We start from the raw sequence: 18,797 nt of genomic DNA on the forward strand, positions 1-18,797 counted from the left end.
GTCGACGGCCGATGGGAACGGACGGGCGAGCCAAATGCACCTGAACGGGTTAATGCTCGATCGCTCGCCCCGGTGATATCGGAGTGTTCCGGCCGGCCGGTCGGGAGGGCTGTTCCCGGGATCAGTACCAGCCGTTGGACTGCCAGAAGGCCCAGGCGCCGCACGGGCTGCCGTAACGGGACTTCATGTAGTCCACGCCCCACTTGATCTGGGTGGTGGGGTTGGTCCGCCAGTCGGATCCGGCCGAGGCCATCTTCGAGCCGGGCAGGGCCTGGACGAGACCGTAGGCGCCGGAGGAGGCGTTGGTCGCGGTGTGGTTCCAGCCACTCTCGTGCTGGACGATGTTGCTGAAGCACTGGAACTGCGCGGCGTCACCGATCAGCGCCCGCGCCGTGGCCTGCGCACCCGTCGGGGCGGCCGTGGCCGGGGAGACGCCGAGGGCGACACCGGTGGCACCCAGGAGCACGGCGGTGCCGGCGACGGCGGACTTGCGACGGGCGGTGCGGGGCAGGGCGAGGATGTTACGGGCGAACGACACAGGAGACCTAACGTCGGGTACGGGGGAAGTCGCGGGCCGGTCCGGAGCACGTGGCCGTGCGGGTGGACCGGGGTTCGTCGACCGGGGTCCGACGCGACGGACCCGGCGGTGTTCGGCGACTCGTCCAGTGTTAGCGGCGGCTTTCAACCACCGCAACGACCCCGAATACGAGCCGGCCTCGCAGCCGGTCCCGAAGGTCCCGGCCGGCCCCGACCACCCCGAACAGGTCATAGCAGGTCAAAGTGGACGCTCGGCGAGGTGTCGATCCGCCGGACGGCTACTAACCCGGTTAGGGGAGGACCAAGGGCCTGTGGGAGCCCTCACTCGCGGGGCGCGTCGAATGTGACCCGGGCCTCGAAGGCCGCGCGGCGGGTGGCCCGGCGCAGCGCCTTCAGCAGCGCCGGACCGACGGCCAGGACCAGCACCACGGTGAGCGAGGCCCGGCCCAGGTCCCAGCCGAGCGAGGTGGCCGCGCAGTAGGCGAGGAAGCGGACCAGGTTGTCCGCCAGCGGATCGCCCGGGTGGAACGAGATCCCCGAGCCGGACGGGGGCACCACCGTCCAGCCGGCCAGGTTCATCACCGTGCCGTACGCGAACGCCGCCAGGAACCCGTAGCCCGCGAGCATCAGCAGCTCGGCGCGCCCGCGCAGCCGTTCCGGCCCCGGCAGCAGGCCCGCGCCCATCGCGAACCAGCCCATCGACAGCATCTGGAACGGCATCCACGGCCCGACCCCGCCGGTGAGCAGCGCGGACGCGAACATCGTCACCGCGCCCAGCACGAAGCCGAACCCCGGCCCGAGCACCCGGCCGCTCAGCACCATCAGGAAGAACATCGGCTCCAGCCCCGCCGTGCCCGCACCCAGCGGGCGCAGGGCGGCCCCGACCGCGGCCAGCACCCCCAGCATGGCGATCGCCTTCGCGTCGAGACCGCCGTCCGCGATCGTCGCGACGACCACGCCGACCAGCAGCGGCAGCAGCGCGGCGAAGAGCCACGGCGCGTCCCCGGAGTGCGCCAGGCCGGAGCCGCCGTCGGCCAGCAGGGGCCAGCCGAACGAGAACACCCCGATCACACCGATGAGGACGAGTGCGACGACCGCCCGGGGGCCGAGCCGAACCGCCCGCACCCGCCGCCCGCGCACGCCCGTGCCCGTACCGGTTCCCGCGCCCGCTCCCGTACTCGTGCCCGTACCCCTTTCCGTACCAGTGCCCGTACCCGTACCGGTTTCCGGTCCCGTACGCCGTGTGCTCATGAGTCCGCCTCCAGCGCGGCGCGCACCTGGGTCACGGTCAGCCACTCCTGCGGGGCGAGGATCTTCGCGGTCTGCGGGGCGAACGCCGGGGAGGAGACCACCACCTGCCCGGTCTCCCCGTCCGCGACGACCTCCCCGTCGGCGAGGACCACCACCCGGTGCGCCAGCTCCGCCGCGAGTTCCACGTCGTGCGTGGCCAGGACGATCGCGTGCCCCTCGGCCGCGAGCGCGCGCAGCACCCCGACCAGCCGGGCCTTCGCCGCGTAGTCCAGACCGCGGGTCGGCTCGTCCAGGAGCAGCAGCGGGGGCCGTGCGGTGAGCACCACGGCCAGGGCGAGCGCGAGGCGCTGCCCCTCGGAGAGGTCGCGCGGATGGGTGCCGTCCGGCACGTCGGGCAACAGCTCGGAGACCAGGGCCCGGCAGCTGCCGGGGGCGGCGCCCGCGTCGGAGTCGGCCGCCTCGCACTCGGCGCCGACCGTGTCCGCGTACAGCAGGTCGCGCGGCTCCTGCGGCACGAGGCCGACCCGGCGCACCATCTCGCGCGGCTGCGTGCGGTGCGGGGTCCGGCCGCCGACCAGGACGGTGCCGGTGGTGGGCTCGACCATGCCGACCAGGGTGCCCAGCAGGGTGGACTTGCCCGCCCCGTTGCGCCCCATCAGGGCGACGGTCTCGCCGGGGGAGACGGCGAGCGTCACCCGGCGCAGCGCCTCGACCCGCCCGCGCCGCACGCCCAGCCGCTCGACCCGTGCCGGGACCTCGGGGACGGGCCCCGCCTCCGGGACGGTCCGCGCGTCGCGGCCCAGCAGCCGGGCCAGGACCCCGCGCCGCCCGGCGGCGGGCGCGGGGACGACGGGTGCCGGGGTGGCGGAGGACACCGGCGCCGGGGCGGGCGGCCGTGCCGAGGAGAGACGTTCGCGCAGGTCGGAAGCCCGGCGCCGGGCGTCACGGACCGAGAGCGGCAACGGCTCCCACCCCGCGAGCCGACCCAGCGCCACGACCGGCGGATGGACCGGGGAGAGCGCCATGATCTCCGCGGGCGCGCCCATGACCGGCGCCGCACCCGGCGACGGCAGCAGGACGACGCGGTCCGCGTACTGCACCACCCGCTCCAGCCGGTGCTCCGCCATCAGGACCGTGGTGCCCAGGTCGTGCACCAGCCGTTGCAGCACGGCGAGGACCTCCTCGGCCGCCGCCGGGTCCAGCGCGGACGTCGGCTCGTCGAGGACCAGCACCTTGGGATGCGGGGTGAGGACGGAACCGATCGCGACCCGCTGCTGCTGACCGCCGGACAGCGTGGCGATCGGCCGGTCGCGCAGCCCGGCGAGACCCAGCAGGTCCAGGGTCTCCTCGACGCGCCGCCGCATCACGTCGGGGGCCAGGCCCAGCGACTCCATCCCGTACGCCAGCTCGTCCTCGACCGTGTCGGTGACGAAGTGGGAGAGCGGGTCCTGGCCCACCGTGCCGACCAGATCGGCCAGTTCGCGCGGTTTGTGGGTACGGGTGTCGCGCCCGTCGACCGTGACCCGGCCGCTCAGGGTGCCGCCGGTGAAGTGCGGCACGAGCCCGGACACGGCACCCAGCAGGGTCGACTTGCCGACCCCGGACGGGCCGACGAGCAGCACCAGCTCGCCCTCGGGCACGGTCAGATCGACCCCGGACAGGGTGGGGCGCTCCGTGCCCTCGTACCGCACCGAGACCTGCTCGAACCTGATCACTGGCCCTCCTCGGGTTTCGCCCCGCCCACCGGCGGCGGCACCGGCGCCACCACCGCGGGCAGCAGTCCGATCAGCACCGCCGCGGCCGGCCACAGCGGGAACACCGGCGCGGTCAGCGGTGCGACCCCCGGGTGCAGCGCCGCCCCGTCGACACCGCCCGCCCAGATCATCGCCACCGCCACCACGGCCCCCGAGCCCGCCACCAGCCAGGCCCGGACGTCCCACCGGTCGGGCCGGTAGCGGGTACGGACCGAACGGGCCCCGCCCAGCCGCAGCCCGACCGCCGCGGCGACCAGCCCGAGGGCCAGCAGCGGCAGCCCGTACACCGCGCCCTGCGCGGCCAGCAGACCGTACGTGCCCGCGCACACCCCGAGCAGTCCGCCGAGGGTGAGGACGTTCGTGGTGCGGCGGACGGCGGCCGGGACCCGGGCGGTGCGTCCGTAGCCGCGCGCGTCCATCGACGCCGCCACCGCGATCGACCGTTCCAGCGCGCCCTCCAGGACCGGCAGCCCGATCTGGAGGACCGCCTTGACGCCGCCGGTCGGGCGTCCCCGCAGCCGCCGGGCGGTGCGCAGCCGCATCACGTCCGCGACCATGTTCGGCGCGAACGTCATCGCGACGACGACGGCGACCCCCGCCTCGTACAGCGCCCCGGGCAGCGACTTCAGCAGCCGGGCCGGGTTGGCGAGCGAGTTCGCCGCGCCGACGCAGATCAGCAGGGTGGCCAGCTTCGCCCCCTCGTACAGGGCGAAGACCAGCTGCTCGGCGGTGACCCGGCCGCCGATCCTGACCCCCTTCGCCCAGTCCGGCAGGGGCACCTCGGGGAGCGTGAACAGGGTGTGGGTGCCCGGCAGCGGCGAGCCGAGGAGGACGGAGAAGACCAGCCGCACGGCGACGACGAACAGCCCGATCCTGATGAACGTCCCGTACGAGCGGGCCCACGGCGCGTCCGTGCGGCGCGCGGCGACCACATAACCGGCCACCGTCACCAGCAGCCCCAGCAGCAGCGGGTTGGTGGTCCGGGAAGCGGCGGTGGCCAGCCCGAGCGCCCACAGCCACCAGGCCCCGGCGGGCACGGCGTTGCTCCGGGACGCTGCGGGGGCCAGGGCGCGGCGGGGCCGGGCCGCGGTGCCGGTGGCCGGGCCGTCGGTCCGGGCGGTCATCCGCGTCGGCGGCGGGCCTGCGCGATCGCGGCGACGCCGAGGAGGAGCACGGCGGCGGCGCCGACGAACACCCCGGCGGACGGACCGCCGCCGGAGCTGTCGACGACGTCGGACGCGGTACCGGAGCCGGCCGGGGGCGTGGCGCCGGCCGCGGACGGTGTCCCGCCGTCGGCGTCCGGGACCTGCTCGCCGCAGCCCGTGCGCGGATAGCCGGAGATGGCGCAGAGCATCGCGGCGCTGTCGTAGCGCAGCGGCTTCGCCACCGAGGCGAGCGCCTCGGCGGCGCTGGCGTCGGGGGCGACCCGCGCGCACGCCGTTCGCGGCGCGGGCGGGGTCTCCCCGGACGGGGCGTCCGCCGCCGTGCCCGCGTCGATGACGAGCGCGATCCGCTTGGTCCCGTCCCGGGCCGGGGTGCCCGCGCAGATCTTCGCGAAGTCGGGGGCGTGGCGCGGCTTCGCGGCGTCCTGGGAGTCCTCGCTCACCGCGAACCGGAAACCCTGCACCGTGCCGTCGTCCGGCCGGACCAGGGACGGGCCCTGGGTGGCGTACGTCCAGCCGGTGCCGGAACCCTCCCAGAACGACCAGTACCGGTAGCCCGCCGCATGGGCCGTCCCCGTGCCGAGCAGCACGGCCAGGGCGGTCAGTACGGCCAGGACGACGCCCGGCGTCGCCGGCGGTGCGCCGGCCCTTCCCGCCCGCCTCACGGGCGCTGGTTCTTCCGGCGTCCGCTGATCAGGAAGAACGCGCCCGCGGCGACGACCAGGCCGATGCCGACGTACCACCACACGCCCCCGATCACGTCGTCGCCGCTGTGGACCTGGTCCTGCTCCGTGGGCACGTAACCGGTGTCGCCGGCCGGGTCGGGCGTCACCACGGAGGCGGGCGCGGGGCCGCTCGCGTTCAGCCGGGCGACCAGGTCGACGCCGCCGAAGGCCCGGGCGTTCTCACCGGTGGCGTGCGCGGCCAGGATCAGTTGCGCGTAGGCAGCGGGGCCGTTCTGCTCGGCCCAGCCCCGGGAGTTCTTCTTCAGCCAGGCCAGGGCCCCGTCCGCCTCGTTCTGATGACCGGACGCGGACAGCGCGACGACCGCGTCCGCGGTGTTGCCGAAGTCCGGCTGCGGCGTGGTGTCGGCGGCCCCCGGCATCGGCGGCGCGTTCAGACGGCCGTGCTCGGCGAGGGCGTTCTTGAGGTAGTGGGCGCCGTTCTGCGCGGCCTGCTCGGGGGTGGGGTCGTCACCCGGGGCGCAGCTGCTGGGCTTCTTGCCCGCGGAGTTGTTCCCGACGGCCAGGGCCTTGCCCATCGTGCCGAGCACGGCGGCCGCGGTGGCGTCCGCGTTCGCGGCGAGCTTCCCCTTCTTGTCGGGCTGGTAGGCGAAGGCGCCGCCGTCCTCGCCGCCGCACGGGATCGCGAGGGCGAGCAGCGGGTCGTAGGGGGTCTTGCCGCCGGGCGTCGTGATGTCGGTTATCCGCTGCCCCTGCCGGGCGAGGGCGCCGATCACCAGGGAGGTCGAGTTGGCGTCGCTGGGCGCACCGGCGGTGTAGCCCCAGCCGCCGTCCTCGTTCTGCACGGACTTCAGCCAGCGCACCGAATTGTTCACGGTCTCGCGGTGGCCGCCCACCTCGGCCAGCGCCTGGGCGGCGGCCGCGGTGGCGTTGGTGTCCGGCACGGTCTTCGCGTCGCACGGCCGGGAGGCGTCGGGCCGGTACGCGGCGTACGAGCCGTCGGCGCACTGCTGGGAGATCAGCCAGTCCACCGACTTCGCGGCGGGGGTGACGCCCTCCAGCTTCTGCGCGAGGAAGGCCAGCGACTGCCGCCACACCCCGTCGTAGGTGGGGTCCTTCGTGCCGTACAGCCCCGGCGGCAGGGCGGCGGAGGGGGAGGGCGTGGGGGACGGCGCCGCGACGGCGACCGGGGCAGCGGCCGAACAGAGCACGGCTGCGGTGGCGGCGAGCGTTGCGACGCTGCGGCGTACGGTCATGGCGGGCGGGGCCTCTCCTGGTGCGGAACCGGGCACGGGCACGCTCAGGCACCGGGCTCGGCCCCGTATACCTCGACGGTGCCGGCCACCGGGGGTCCGGTGGCGCGAGCCGGTCACGACCTCGGACAGGGCATTCCGACTCACCGCCTGCGACGACGGCTCACGGCTGCGCGGTCAGTGCCGGATTCGCACCGGCTTCCCCCTGAACGGGCATGATGACGACCCGCCCACTCTACCGGGCGGCTCCGGACGGCCTCCGGCCCGGGCCCGTCCCGGCCCACGCCCCGCGGCTCGCACCGAGGCCCCTCGCACCGCGACGTACCTCACCGGCTCGCTGCCCGCCACCGCCTCCGCGCGCCCCAGCTTCACCAGTCGTCGCAGATGCGCCTCGGCCTCGGAGACCGCGATGTTCCGCGAGCCGTACGGGATCTGCGCCCACGGCCGGTTCCACTCCATCCGCTCGGCCAGCTCCCACGGGGTCAGCGGGACCGACAGCAGTCCGAGCAGCCCGGCCAGCCGCTCCTCGTGGTGGTCGAGGAGTTCGCGGACCCGGCCCGCCGCGTCGGTGAACGCGTGCTGGTGCGCGGGCAGCACCTCGGCGACCCCGAGCCGGCCGACGCGCTCCAGCGAGGCGAAGTAGTCGCCGAGGGGATCGGTGACCGTGGCGTCGTCCGGGTCCTCGTACAGCCCGATGTGCGGGCTGATCCCCGGCAGCAGGTGGTCCCCGGAGAAGAGCCGGCCCCGGCCCGGCAGGTTCCCCGGATGCTCCTCCTCCAGGTGCAGGCAGACGTGCCCCGGCGTGTGGCCGGGCGTCCAGACGGCCCGCAGCCGGCGCCCCGCCAGGTCCAGCAGCTCACCGGGCACGATCTCCCGGTCCGGGAGCGCGGCCCGCAGTCCGGGCAGGGTGCCGCTCCTCGCGCCCCTCTCGGCCGCGGCGGCCCGCAGCGGCGCGAGGTGCTCCTCGGGCGCCCCGACGGCGGTGAGCTTGCCCACGAGATACGTCAGCCAGGTGCCGGGTTCCGACTCGCGGGTGCGGCGCACGATCTCGGTGTCCGCCGGGTGCATGGCGATCCAGGCCCCGGACGCCTCGCGCACCTGCCCGGACAGGCCGTGGTGGTCGGGGTGGTGGTGGGTGATGACCACCCCGTGGATCCCGCCGACGTCCGTCCCCGCGGCGGCCAGCCCGGCGGTGAGCGTGTCCCACGCCGCGGGGTCGTCCCAGCCGGTGTCGATCAGGACCGGCCCGCGGTCGGTGTCGAGTACGTGCACGAGGGTGTGGCCCAGCGGGTTGTCCGGGATCGGCACCTTGATGCTGTGCACGCCCCCGCCGTGATCGGTCACCTGGGTCATGGGCTTCCCCCGTCTCTCCGCGGCCCGGCCGGCGTACCGGACGCGCATCGGCGTGCCTGAGTACCGGACGTACGACGGCGTACCGGACGTACGGCTGTGCGATGCACCGGGCCCACTGTAACGAGAACCTGTTCCATTGGTAGCCCCGGTCGACCATCTCCTTCTCGTTCCGGTGGAAGCGGAGGGCGGGGGCGGGTCCGGAGCCGGTCGCCGGGTGGCCCGGGAAGCGTCAACTTCGGCTGATGCGAAGTTGGTTGAGCTTGAAATGATCACCGTGCCGGATGTGGTGGTCGGTTATCTTGAGCGGGTGGGTGACGATGCGCGACAGCAAGTGATCGCCGGGCGGTACCTCCTGCTCGACCACCTCGGCAGCGGCGGCATGGGCACCGTGTGGCGCGCCACCGACCAGCTCCTGAAGCGCTCCGTCGCGATCAAGGAGGTGCGTCTGCAGGCGGGGGCCGAGGAGTTCGCCAAACGCGCGCGCCGGGTGCATCGCGAGGCGCGTGCCATCGCCGGTATCTCCCATCCCAACGTGGTCAACGTCTACGACCTCGTGGACCACGAGGACCGGCTGTGGGTGGTGATGGAGCTCGTGCGGGGCCGCTCGCTGGCCGAGCACGTCGCCGGGTCCGGTCCGATGTCCCCGTCCCGGGTCGCCGCGATCGGCCTCCAGCTGCTCGCCGCGCTCGACGCGGTGCACGCCACCGGCGCACTGCACCGGGACGTGAAACCGGCCAACGTCCTGATGCGGGACAGCGGCTCCGTCGTGCTCTGCGACTTCGGCATCGTGGCGCTCGCCGACACCGCGTCGCTCACCACGCCCGGCGGGGTGATCGGCACGCTGGACTTCATCGCACCGGAACGCCTGAGCGACCGCCCGGCGGGGCCGCCCAGCGATCTGTTCTCGCTGGGCGCCACCCTGTGCGCGCTGCTGACCGGCCGTTCCCCCTTCGCCCGCTCGGAGCCCGCCGCGGTCCTGCACGCCGTGATGCGGGAGGAACCGGAGATCCCGGCCGGTGCGGGGCCGTTGGCCCCGGTGCTCGAAGCCCTGCTGAGCAAGAACCCGGCCGACCGGCCGACCGTCGCGCGGGCGACCGCCCTGCTGCGCCCGCAGGCCGCCGCGCCGGACCCCGGGCCCGACTCCCGGGACCCGTCGCACGACACGACGGTCCGGTCGCAGGGGGCGCGCCGTCGGCCGTCCCGCCGGGCGGTGCTCGCGGCCGGCCTCGCGCTCGCGGGAGGGGGCGGTGCCGGTTTCGCGGTGAGCCGGCTGTGGCGGGGCGACGGGGCCGAGGCCGACGCGGGACGCACCGGCGGGCCGACCCCGAAGATGTCGGACCCCGCGGCCGGCCCCGGGGCATCGGCCTCCGTGACGCTCAAGAACATCCCCGTCGGCGCGGCGATGTCCGCCCCGTCCGGCGCGAAGCTGCTCTGGCTGTTCTACGGGGACCAGTACGTGCGGGTCGACGTGTCGGATGCGAACGAGCGGTTCCGGCGGGACGTCGGGCCCAAGCCGATCAGCAACTGGAGCGGAGCCTTCAAGGGCCTGCCGGACTTCAGCAGGAAGATCGACGCGGTGCTGCCGGTCCCGGGGTACGACGGTGAGTACTGGGTCTTCTCGGGGGCGCGGTACGTCCGGATCGGCATCGAGAACGAGACGTACAACGACAGTCTGCTGGCGGACCCGGAGCCGCTCGGGGACTGGGCGGACGGCTTCGGGCTCGGGACCGGCCCGTCGGCCGTCGTCGACGCGACGATGCCGGTGCCGGACGAGGGCGTGCGGGAGTTCTGGGTGTTCTCGGGGAACCGGTATGCCCGGTACGGGCTGGACGGCATCGGCCCCGAGGGCCGGCTCGTGAAGGACTGGCAGCCGCTCGACGACTGGAGGGGGAGCTTCGCGATGCACGCCGCCTTCCGGGACGGGATCGACGCGGCCGTCCAGGTTCCGGGCGAGCGGAACAACTACTGGATCTTCGCCGGAGGCTCGTACGTCGAGATCAGGGTGGCGGACGGAGGGCAGGGCTACGCGGACGAGTTGGTCCATGGACCCAGACCGGTGAGCGCCCGGGGCTGAATCCGCCGGCCGCCCGGTTCGCCGCGGTCCGCGCGGGCCCGCCCCGTGCCGTGCGCGCACCCGTGGACTCCTGGAACTGGAACTGGTATCAGTTTTGACGGGTAGTCAGACATCGTGCCGGTTCGCGGGAGGCAGCAGCCATGACCGAGCTTGTCGAACACGGAAAACTGTTCATCGGCGGGGAGTTGGTCGACCCGCTGGGCCGGGACGTCATCGAGGTCGTCTCGCCCCACACCGAGCAGGTCATCGGGCGTGTGCCACACGCCTGCGAGGCGGACGTGGACCGGGCCGTCGCCGCCGCGCGGCGGGCGTTCGACGAGGGGCCGTGGCCGCGGATGTCCCTGGACGAGCGGATCGCGGTGGTGACCCGGATCAAGGACGCGTTCGCCGTCCGGTACGAGGAGATCGCCCGGGTCATCAGCGCGCAGAACGGCACCCCGTACACGTCGAGCGTCATGGTGCAGGCGCTCGCCGCGATGATGGTGTGGGACGCGGCGATCACCGTGGCCCGCACCTTCCCGTACGAGGAGCGGCGGACCGGGGTGCTCGGGCCGCTGCTGGTGCGCCGGGAGCCGGTGGGGGTGGTCGCGGCGGTGGTGCCGTGGAACGTCCCGCAGTTCACCGCCGCCGCCAAGCTCGCGCCCGCGCTGCTGGCCGGCTGCTCCGCGATCCTCAAGGTATCTCCCGAATCCCCGCTGGACGCCTACCTGTTGGCGGAGATCGCCGCCGAGGCCGGGCTGCCGGAGGGGGTGCTGTCGATCCTGCCGGCCGACCGGGAGGTCAGCGAGTACCTGGTCGGGCACCCGGGCGTCGACAAGGTGTCGTTCACCGGGTCCGTCGCCGCCGGGCGCCGGGTGATGGAGGTCGCCTCCCGCAACCTCACCCGCGTCACGCTGGAACTGGGCGGCAAGTCCGCCGCCGTGATCCTCCCGGACGCCGACCTGGACACCGCCGTCGCCGGCATCGTCCCCTTCGCCTGGATGATCAACGGTCAGGCGTGCGTGGCCCAGACCCGTATCCTCGTACCGCGTTCCCGTTACGACGAGACGGCCGAGGCGTTCGCCGCCGCGGCGGGCGCGCTGAAGGTCGGCGACCCGCTCGACCCGGCCACGGAGCTCGGGCCCCTCGTCGCCCGGCGCCAGCAGCAGCGCTCGCTCGACTACATCCGGATCGGCCAGGACGAGGGCGCCAAGATCCTCACCGGCGGCGGCCGCCCGGCCTCCCAGGAGCGGGGCTGGTACGTCGAGCCGACCCTCTTCGGCGACGTCGACAACTCCATGCGCATCGCCCGCGAGGAGATCTTCGGCCCCGTCATCTGCCTGCTGCCGTACGGCGACGAGGACGAGGCGGTACGGATCGCCAACGACTCCGACTACGGGCTCAGCGGCAGCGTCTGGACCGCCGACACCGAGCACGGCATCGACATCGCCCGCCGGGTCAGGACGGGCACGTACAGCGTGAACACCTTCAGCCTCGACATGCTCGGCCCGTTCGGCGGCTACAAGAACTCCGGCCTGGGCCGGGAGTTCGGCCCCGAGGGCTACGGCGAGTACTTCGAGCACAAGATGATCCACCTGCCCGCCGGCCACGAGGGCGGTGCGTGATGGGGGACCGCTGGACCGTGGAGGTCGACCGGGGAATCTGCATCGGCTCCGGCCTGTGCGTGAACCACTCCCCGAACGGCTTCGCCCTGGACTCCGCCCGCCAGTCCCGCCCCTCGTCCCCCGAGACCGACGCCGACGAAGGCGTCCTGGCCGCCGCCGAGGGCTGCCCGGTCGAGGCGATCACGATCACCCTGACCGCCACGGGGGAGGCGGTGTTCCCGCCGGAGGACTGAGGCGTGCTCCCGGGGCCCCGTCCGGCCGGGCCCGGTCCGGCCGGTCGAAAAGAGCTCCGTGTCTTGCGCCGGGGCCCGTCGGGCGGGTACGAACGCGGCGGGGGCGCCGGCCGGTGTCCCCGCCGCTTCCGACGATTGCCGACCGCTCATGACCGAACCGCCCGCCTCCGCCGCCCCCCATCTGCGCCGTCTGCTCGATCTGCTGGCCGACGACGCCCCCGCCGAGGCGCTGGGGGCCGTCTCCTCGCAGGCGCGGGCGGACGGGGTGGCGCCGGGGGACCTGGCCGAGGTGGAGCGGGCCACTGCCACCGCCCTGCGGATCAGGGGCGCCCTGCGGCAGCACCGGCGCCGCGAGCTCCAGCTCACCGCGCTCTTCGACACCGCGGGCGACCTCGCCGCCTCCCGCGACCTGGACGCGGTGCTGAAGGCGATCGTCCGCCGGGCCAGGATGCTGCTCGGCACGGACACCGCGTACCTCACGCTCCCCGACGAGGAGGCGGGGGACACCTACATGCGGGTCACCGACGGGTCGGTGTCGGTGGTCTTCCAACGGCTGCGGCTGGAGCTCGGGCACGGGCTCGGCGGCCTGGTGGCGCAGACCGCGCGACCGTACGCGACCCCCGACTACCGCACCGACGAGCGCTTCCACCACACCCCCAACATCAACGCCGGGGTGCTGGACGAGGGGCTCGTCGCCATCCTGGGCGTCCCGCTGCTGCTCGGCTCCAGCCGGGGCGGTACGGGAAAGGTCATCGGCGTCCTCTTCGCCGCCGACCGCGCCGCCCGGGTCTTCAGCCCCGACGAGGTCGCCCTGCTCTGCTCGCTCGCCGCCCACGCGGCGATCGCCATCGACACCGCCCGCGCGCTCGCCGACACCCGGTCGGCGCTGGACGAACTGGCCGTCACCAACGCCGAGCTGGCCGAGGCCAACGCGGCGGTGCGGGAGCACTCGGCGGCCATGCGCCGGGCCGAGGAGTCCCACGACCGGCTGACCGACCTGGTGCTGCGCGGCCGGGAGGTCAAGGACGTCGCCGCGGCGGTCGCGGGGCTGCTGGACTCCCCGCTGACCATCCACGACCCGGGCGGGCGCCCCCTGGCGGCCGTCCGGCCCGACGGCACCGACTTCACCCCCGACGCCATGGACGCCGGCTGGCTGGCCGAGACCGCCGAGGAGTCCCGTACCGGCGCACGGGCCGTGCACCGCGACGGCCGGTGGATCTGCGCGGTCCTGGCCGGGCGGGAACTCCTGGCCGGGCTGGTCCTGCACCGGGACGGGCGGCTCGACGACTCCGACCGGCGGCTCTACGAACGGGCCGCCGTGGTCACCGGACTGCTCCTGCTGCTGCGGCGCACCGTCGCCGAGACCGAGAACCGTGTCCGCGGCGAGCTGATCACCGACCTGCTGACGGGCGCGGACCGCGACCCGGAGGGCCTCGCCGAACGCGGCCGGCGCCTGGGCGTCGACCTCGACCGCCCGCATCTGCTGCTGGTGGCCGAGGTCGCCGAGGGCGGTGCCCGGGAGCGGCTGGCCCCCGCCGCGGTGCGTTACCTGTTCGGCGGCGACGTCCACGGGGTGTCCGCGGAGCACGCCGGCAGCGTGGTGCTGCTGACGACGGCCGACGGGACGGCGACGGCGGCCGGTGACGCCGCCCGAGCCGCGGCGGAGCGGCTCGGGCAGCTGGCCCAGACCCCCGTCACCGTCGCCGCCGCGGGCCCGGGCGGCGGGGTCCGGGAACTGGTCCGCGCCCACCAGGAGGCCACCCGCTGCCTGAACGCCATGCGGGTCCTGGGGCGCACGGGGGAAGGGGCCTGCGTGGAGGAGCTCGGCTTCCTGGGCGTGGTGCTGGGCAACGCGCAGGACGTCGACGGCTTCGTCGCGTCGGCGCTGGGGCCGCTGCTGGAGTACGACGCGCGGCGCGGCACCCAGCTGGTGCGCACCCTGGGCGCCTACTTCGGCTCCGGCGGCAGCCTCGTCCGGGCCAAGGACGAACTCCACGTGCACGTCAACACGGTCGTGCAGCGGCTGGACCGGGTGCAGGCGCTGCTGGGGCCGGACTGGAACGAGCCCGGCCGGGCGCTGGAGCTCCAGCTGGCCCTGCGCCTGCATCTGCTGACGGGCGGCCGGAGGACGGGCGGCCGGAAACGCTGACCGGGGGCTTCGGAGGCAGTCCCGGGCGTCGTTGACCGGGGGCCTCGGAAGGGGCTTCGCAAAGGAGTCCCGGGCCGTCGGACGGGAGGCCGGGGAGGGAACCCCGGGGGCCGTCGAGGGGCGCCGGGGCCGTCGACCGGGGGCCGGCGAGAGCGCCCCGGACCGGTCGCGGGGCTTGACCGGGTGCGGCCGGGAGCCCTGCGTCCGTGCGGACGGGCGTCAGAACGCGCCGACCGCCTGGACCGTGGCCACGGTCATGCCGATCGCGGCGAAGACGACGCCGATGATGCCCATCACGATGCCCGCGACCGCCTGGCCGCGACCGCCGCCCTCGCCCCGGTCCGCCATGCGCTTGGCCGAGATGCCGAGGCACAGCGCGATGATCGGCAGGATGATCGGGATCAGGACCAGGCCGAGGATGCCGAGCACCATTGAGGCCGTCGCCTTGCCGCTGGGCAGCTGGGCGGCCACGGGGTACCCGTAACCGGCCGGGGGCTGGGCGGCGTATCCCGGGCCGTTCGGGGCCTGGGGCGTCGTCGCGACACCTGCGTTGCTCATCTGGTCGGACATGTGTTCCTCTCCATCGGTGCTGGTCATGCTCATGCTAGGGAGCGACCTGTGGCTCTTTCGGAGGGAATGGTAAGGGGAATGTAAGGAAAACCCTGCGAAGGGGTGGAGGGATGTGCTAGTGCGCTTCCGGTGGGCAGGTCACGTCGATCAGCCGGCACACCGTCTCGATGTCGATCTTCACCTGGGCGATCGACGCCCGCCCCGACAGCCAGGTGATCAGCGCCGAGTGCCAGGTGTGCTCGATGACCCGGACCGCGGAGAGCTGCTCCGGCGTCGGGTGCTCCAGCCCCATCGCGTCCAGGATGATCGTCGTGGTGATCCGCGAGACGGTGTCCACCTCGGGGCTGACGCTGCGGTCCGCGAAGGTCAGCGCCCGCACCATCGCGTCCGCCAGGTGCGGTTCGCGCTGGAGCGCGCGGAACGCCCGCATCAGGGTGTCGGCGACCCGCTGCGCCGCGTCGTCCCCGGCCGGGGGATGCTTGTGCAGCGTCGTGTGCATGTGCTGGAGCTGGTCCTGCATGGTGGCGACCAGCAGATGGATCTTGGAGGGGAAGTAGCGGTACAGGGTGCCCAGTGCGACCCCGGCGGCCTCCGCGACCTCGCGCATCTGCACCGCCTCGAAACCGCCCCGCCCGGCGAGCCGGGCGCTGGCGTGCAGGATGCGGCGGCGGCGTGCCTCCTGCCGTTCGGTCAGGGGCGGCAACGCCGGTCTGGCTTCCGCGGTCATGTGTCCCCCATGGCTGCTGTCCGCGATTCGGAGGGAGGCGCTCGGTCTCCCGGCGGCGACAGCATGCCAGGGGGCCCGGTGGTGGCGCGAATCACCTGATCCGGCCGTTGCACCGACGCTACCTGCCGGTAGATTCGTAGCTCATTGAACGATCCAGTCTGAAACTTGTTCTAGATTAGCGTGAGCGGTTACGCTCCGGCGGAAACGCAGTGAGAAGGGGGCCGAGTGTGACCGCTGAGGCCATAGAATCGGGCCCCCGTACGGGCCCGGACACGTCCGGCACCGCCGACGACCGCCCGTTGCGCATCGCACTCCTCACCTACAAGGGCAACCCCTTCTGCGGCGGCCAGGGCGTCTACGTCCGCCACCTCGCCCGCGAACTCGCCCGGCTCGGCCACGGCGTCGAGGTGATCGGCGCCCAGCCCTACCCGGTGCTCGACGAGGGCGTCCCGCTCACCGAGCTGCCCAGCCTGGACCTCTACCGCCAGCCGGACCCGTTCCGCACCCCGAAGCGCGACGAGTACCGCGACTGGATCGACCTCGCCGAGGTCGCCACCATGTGGACCGGCGGCTTCCCGGAACCGCTCACCTTCAGCCTGCGGGCCCGGCGCCATCTCGCCGCCCGCCGCGGCGAGTTCGACGTCATCCACGACAACCAGACCCTCGGCTACGGCCTGCTCGCCGACCTCGGCGCCCCGCTCGTCACCACGATCCACCACCCCATCACCGTCGACCGGCAGCTGGAACTGGACGCCGCCGACACCCGGCGCCGCCGCGCCTCCGTGCGCCGCTGGTACGGCTTCACCCGCATGCAGAAGCGGGTCGCGCGCCGACTGCCCTCCGTGCTCACCGTCTCCGGTTCCTCCCGGCAGGAGATCGTCGACCACCTCGGGGTGCGCCCGGACCGCATCCGGGTCGTCCACATCGGCGCCGACACCGACCTGTGGTCCCCCGACCCGTCGGTCGCCGAGATACCCGGCCGGATCGTCACCACCTCCAGCGCCGACGTCCCGCTGAAGGGCCTCGTCCACCTCGTCGACGCCCTCGCCAAGCTCCGTGCCGACAACCCGCGGGCGCACCTCGTGGTCGTCGGCAAGCGGGCCGAGGACGGACCCGTCGCGCAGGCCATCGAACGGCACGGCCTCCAGGACGCCGTCGAGTTCGTCAAGGGCATCAGCGACGCCGAGCTCGTCGACCTGGTGCGCGGCGCGCAGATCTCCTGCGTCCCCTCGCTGTACGAGGGCTTCTCGCTGCCCGCCGCCGAGGCCATGGCCACCGGCACGCCCCTGGTCGCCACCACCGGCGGCGCGATCCCCGAGGTCGCCGGACCCGACGGCGAGACCTGCCTGGCCGTCCCGCCCGCCGACCCCGGGGCCCTGGCCGACGCGCTCGGCCGGCTGCTCGCCGACCCGGAGCTGCGGGCCCGGCTCGGCGCCGCAGGACGTGAGCGGGTGCTGTCCCGGTTCACCTGGAAGCAGGCCGCCATCGGCACCGCGGCCCTCTACCGCGAGGCGATCGCCGCCCGGTCCGGCGCCGGCCGCCGGCGCTGACCCGGCCGCCCCCCCCCGCACCCGACTCCGCCCCCGACCCCCTCCGACCGCGAAAGCAGGCACTCGTGCTGACCGTGGACTTCACCCGCTTCCCGCTCGCCGCCGGCGACCGAGTGCTCGACCTGGGCTGCGGCGCCGGACGCCACGCCTTCGAGTGCTACCGGCGCGGCGCCCAGGTCGTGGCCCTCGACCGGAACGGCGAGGAGATCCGCGAGGTCGCCAAGTGGTTCGCCGCGATGAAGGAGGCCGGCGAGGCCCCCGAGGGTGCCACCGCCACCGCGATGGAGGGCGACGCGCTCAACCTGCCGTTCCCCGACGAGTCCTTCGACGTCGTGATCATCTCCGAGGTCATGGAGCACATCCCCGACGACAAGGGCGTGCTCGCCGAGATGGTCCGGGTGCTCAGGCCCGGTGGCCGGATCGCGGTCACCGTGCCGCGCTACGGCCCCGAGAAGGTCTGCTGGACGCTCTCCGACGCGTACCACGAGGTCGAGGGCGGCCACATCCGCATCTACAAGGCCGATGAACTGCTCGCCAAGATGCGCGGCGCCGGCCTCAAGCCGTACGGCACCCACCACGCCCACGCCCTGCACTCGCCCTACTGGTGGCTCAAGTGCGCCTTCGGCGTGGACAACGACAAGGCGCTGCCGGTCCGCGCGTACCACAAGCTGCTGGTCTGGGACATCATGAAGAAGCCGATGGCGACCCGGGTCGCCGAGCAGCTCCTCAACCCGGTCGTCGGCAAGAGCTTCGTGGCGTACGCGACCAAGCCGCACCTGCCCGCGGCCGCCGCGGCCGACGACCTCGCCAGGGCCGAGGCGTGAGCGTTCCCGAACGGACCGAACACCTCGTGCTGCCCGGCGTCCTCACCGCCGAGCAGGCCGCCGAGACCGTCGCGGCCCTCCTCGCCGTCCAGCGCGAGGACGGCGCGCTGCCCTGGTTCCGGGGCCACCACCTCGACCCGTGGGACCACACCGAGGCCGCCATGGCCCTCGACGCCGCGGGCGAGCACGAGGCCGCGGCACGCGCGTACGAGTGGCTGGCCCGGCACCAGAACGAGGACGGCTCCTGGTACGCCGCCTACCACGACGGGGACCCCGGGCAGCCGACCGACCGGGGCCTGGAGACCAACTTCTGCGCGTACGTGGCCGTCGGCGTCTGGCACCACTACCTCGCCACCGGCGACGACGCCTTCGTCGACCGGATGTGGCCGACCGTCTACGCCGCCGTCGAGTTCGTGCTCCGGCTCCAGCAGCCCGGTGGCCAGATCGGCTGGAAGCGCGAGGCCGACGGAACCCCCGTCCACGACGCGCTGCTGACCGGCTGCTCCTCCGTCCACCACGCGCTGCGCTGCGCGCTGGCCATCGCGGAACGGCGCGAGGAACCGCAGCCCGACTGGGAGCTGGCCGCCGGGGCGCTGGCCCACGCGATCCGCAAGCACCCGGAACGCTTCCTGGACAAGAGCCGCTACTCGATGGACTGGTACTACCCGGTCCTCGGCGGCGCGCTCACCGGAAAGGACGCCGAGGACCGCATCGAGGAGGGCTGGGACCGCTTCGTCGTCCCCGGCCTCGGGGTGCGCTGCGTGCTCCCCAACCCGTGGGTCACCGGCGGCGAGAGCTCCGAACTCGCCCTGGCCCTCTGGGTGATGGGCGAGTCCGACCGGGCGCTGGAGATCCTCCAGTCCATCCAGCACCTGCGCGCCGAGGGCGGCATGTACTGGACGGGGTACGTCTTCGAGGGCAACCGGGCGATATGGCCCCAGGAGCTCACCACCTGGACCGCCGGTTCGCTGCTGCTCGCGGTGGCCGCGCTCGGCGGCGACGAGGCGACCACCGCGGTCTTCGGCGGCGAGCACCTGCCGCGCGGACTGGACCCGGACTGCTGCTGACCGGA

General features: G+C 74.1%; 16 protein-coding genes and 1 riboswitch. Of the genes, 7 read left to right on the forward strand and 9 right to left on the reverse strand.

The window, feature by feature from the left end:
* Positions 1–121: 121 nt before the first annotated feature.
* The 7 genes from ABZZ04_RS14890 to ABZZ04_RS14920 all read right to left on the reverse strand — a co-directional run bounded on the left by ABZZ04_RS14890 (position 122) and on the right by ABZZ04_RS14920 (position 7,994).
* Positions 122–538 (reverse strand): transglycosylase SLT domain-containing protein, encoded by a 417-nt coding sequence (locus ABZZ04_RS14890; RefSeq protein ID WP_356932591.1) that lies wholly within the window; start codon positions 536–538, stop codon positions 122–124.
* Positions 539–858: 320 nt separating this feature from the next.
* On the reverse strand, positions 859–1,677 hold the full coding sequence (locus ABZZ04_RS14895) for an ECF transporter S component (protein WP_356932592.1): 819 nt from the start codon (positions 1,675–1,677) through the stop codon (positions 859–861).
* A gap of 107 nt (positions 1,678–1,784) precedes the next feature.
* Positions 1,785–3,503, reverse strand: coding sequence for an ATP-binding cassette domain-containing protein (locus tag ABZZ04_RS14900; RefSeq protein WP_356932593.1), 1,719 nt, complete (start codon positions 3,501–3,503; stop codon positions 1,785–1,787).
* A complete protein-coding gene (locus ABZZ04_RS14905; RefSeq protein WP_356932594.1) occupies positions 3,500–4,666 on the reverse strand; it encodes an energy-coupling factor transporter transmembrane component T in 1,167 nt (388 codons plus the stop codon). Before ABZZ04_RS14905 ends, ABZZ04_RS14900 begins: the two co-directional genes overlap by 4 nt.
* Positions 4,663–5,319 (reverse strand): SCO2322 family protein, encoded by a 657-nt coding sequence (locus ABZZ04_RS14910; RefSeq protein ID WP_356932701.1) that lies wholly within the window; start codon positions 5,317–5,319, stop codon positions 4,663–4,665. Before ABZZ04_RS14910 ends, ABZZ04_RS14905 begins: the two co-directional genes overlap by 4 nt.
* A 47-nt stretch (positions 5,320–5,366) precedes the next feature.
* Positions 5,367–6,644 carry a prenyltransferase/squalene oxidase repeat-containing protein gene (locus tag ABZZ04_RS14915; RefSeq protein WP_356932595.1) on the reverse strand — a complete coding sequence of 426 codons (1,278 nt, stop codon included), beginning with the start codon at positions 6,642–6,644 and terminating at the stop codon, positions 5,367–5,369.
* A 128-nt stretch (positions 6,645–6,772) separates the two neighbouring features.
* A riboswitch (cobalamin riboswitch) is annotated at positions 6,773–6,848 on the reverse strand.
* Positions 6,819–7,994: an MBL fold metallo-hydrolase gene (locus tag ABZZ04_RS14920; RefSeq protein ID WP_356932596.1), complete on the reverse strand. Its 1,176-nt coding sequence runs from the start codon at positions 7,992–7,994 to the stop codon at positions 6,819–6,821. (Overlaps the previous riboswitch by 30 nt.)
* 307 nt (positions 7,995–8,301) lie before the next feature.
* On the opposite strand from ABZZ04_RS14920, the gene ABZZ04_RS14925 reads away from it, so the two are divergent.
* From ABZZ04_RS14925 to ABZZ04_RS14940, 4 genes are all read left to right on the forward strand, one after another.
* On the forward strand, positions 8,302–10,068 hold the full coding sequence (locus tag ABZZ04_RS14925) for a protein kinase (protein ID WP_356932597.1): 1,767 nt from the start codon (positions 8,302–8,304) through the stop codon (positions 10,066–10,068).
* A 140-nt stretch (positions 10,069–10,208) separates the two neighbouring features.
* Positions 10,209–11,672, forward strand: coding sequence for an aldehyde dehydrogenase (locus ABZZ04_RS14930; protein ID WP_356932598.1), 1,464 nt, complete (start codon positions 10,209–10,211; stop codon positions 11,670–11,672).
* Positions 11,672–11,905 carry a ferredoxin gene (locus tag ABZZ04_RS14935; protein ID WP_356932599.1) on the forward strand — a complete coding sequence of 78 codons (234 nt, stop codon included), beginning with the start codon at positions 11,672–11,674 and terminating at the stop codon, positions 11,903–11,905. Before ABZZ04_RS14930 ends, ABZZ04_RS14935 begins: the two co-directional genes overlap by 1 nt.
* A 148-nt stretch (positions 11,906–12,053) precedes the next feature.
* Complete coding sequence (locus ABZZ04_RS14940; RefSeq protein WP_356932600.1) at positions 12,054–14,054, forward strand: GAF domain-containing protein; 2,001 nt, start codon at positions 12,054–12,056, stop codon at positions 14,052–14,054.
* A 219-nt stretch (positions 14,055–14,273) separates the two neighbouring features.
* On the opposite strand, the gene ABZZ04_RS14945 is transcribed toward ABZZ04_RS14940, so the two are convergent.
* Together ABZZ04_RS14945 and ABZZ04_RS14950 are read right to left on the reverse strand one after the other, a co-directional pair.
* Positions 14,274–14,651 (reverse strand): DUF4190 domain-containing protein, encoded by a 378-nt coding sequence (locus ABZZ04_RS14945; RefSeq protein ID WP_356932601.1) that lies wholly within the window; start codon positions 14,649–14,651, stop codon positions 14,274–14,276.
* Positions 14,652–14,739: 88 nt separating this feature from the next.
* Positions 14,740–15,351: a TetR family transcriptional regulator gene (locus ABZZ04_RS14950; RefSeq protein WP_356932602.1), complete on the reverse strand. Its 612-nt coding sequence runs from the start codon at positions 15,349–15,351 to the stop codon at positions 14,740–14,742.
* 227 nt (positions 15,352–15,578) lie between these two features.
* Here ABZZ04_RS14950 and ABZZ04_RS14955 point away from each other — a divergent pair, with 227 nt between their 5' ends.
* The 3 genes from ABZZ04_RS14955 to ABZZ04_RS14965 all read left to right on the forward strand — a co-directional run bounded on the left by ABZZ04_RS14955 (position 15,579) and on the right by ABZZ04_RS14965 (position 18,792).
* A complete protein-coding gene (locus ABZZ04_RS14955) occupies positions 15,579–16,901 on the forward strand; it encodes a glycosyltransferase family 4 protein (RefSeq protein WP_356932603.1) in 1,323 nt (440 codons plus the stop codon).
* 65 nt (positions 16,902–16,966) lie between these two features.
* On the forward strand, positions 16,967–17,725 hold the full coding sequence (locus ABZZ04_RS14960; protein ID WP_356932604.1) for a class I SAM-dependent methyltransferase: 759 nt from the start codon (positions 16,967–16,969) through the stop codon (positions 17,723–17,725).
* Positions 17,722–18,792, forward strand: a complete 1,071-nt coding sequence (locus ABZZ04_RS14965; RefSeq protein WP_356932605.1) for a prenyltransferase — start codon at positions 17,722–17,724, stop codon at positions 18,790–18,792. The genes ABZZ04_RS14960 and ABZZ04_RS14965 overlap by 4 nt, the downstream gene beginning before the upstream one ends.
* Positions 18,793–18,797 lie beyond the last annotated feature (5 nt).

This window comes from Streptomyces sp. NPDC006435 (assembly GCF_040612315.1).
Lineage (GTDB): Bacteria > Actinomycetota > Actinomycetes > Streptomycetales > Streptomycetaceae > Streptomyces.

Bases quoted from the DNA above. Each gene is read 5' to 3' on its own strand.
- ABZZ04_RS14905 (WP_356932594.1), bottom strand. From the start codon at position 4,666: ATGACCGCCCGGACCGACGGCCCGGCCACCGGCACCGCGGCCCGGCCC.
- ABZZ04_RS14915 (WP_356932595.1), bottom strand. From the start codon at position 6,644: ATGACCGTACGCCGCAGCGTCGCAACGCTCGCCGCCACCGCAGCCGTG.
- ABZZ04_RS14920 (WP_356932596.1), bottom strand. From the start codon at position 7,994: ATGACCCAGGTGACCGATCACGGCGGGGGCGTGCACAGCATCAAGGTG.
- ABZZ04_RS14930 (WP_356932598.1), top strand. From the start codon at position 10,209: ATGACCGAGCTTGTCGAACACGGAAAACTGTTCATCGGCGGGGAGTTG.
- ABZZ04_RS14935 (WP_356932599.1), top strand. From the start codon at position 11,672: ATGGGGGACCGCTGGACCGTGGAGGTCGACCGGGGAATCTGCATCGGC.
- ABZZ04_RS14940 (WP_356932600.1), top strand. From the start codon at position 12,054: ATGACCGAACCGCCCGCCTCCGCCGCCCCCCATCTGCGCCGTCTGCTC.
- ABZZ04_RS14945 (WP_356932601.1), bottom strand. From the start codon at position 14,651: ATGACCAGCACCGATGGAGAGGAACACATGTCCGACCAGATGAGCAAC.
- ABZZ04_RS14950 (WP_356932602.1), bottom strand. From the start codon at position 15,351: ATGACCGCGGAAGCCAGACCGGCGTTGCCGCCCCTGACCGAACGGCAG.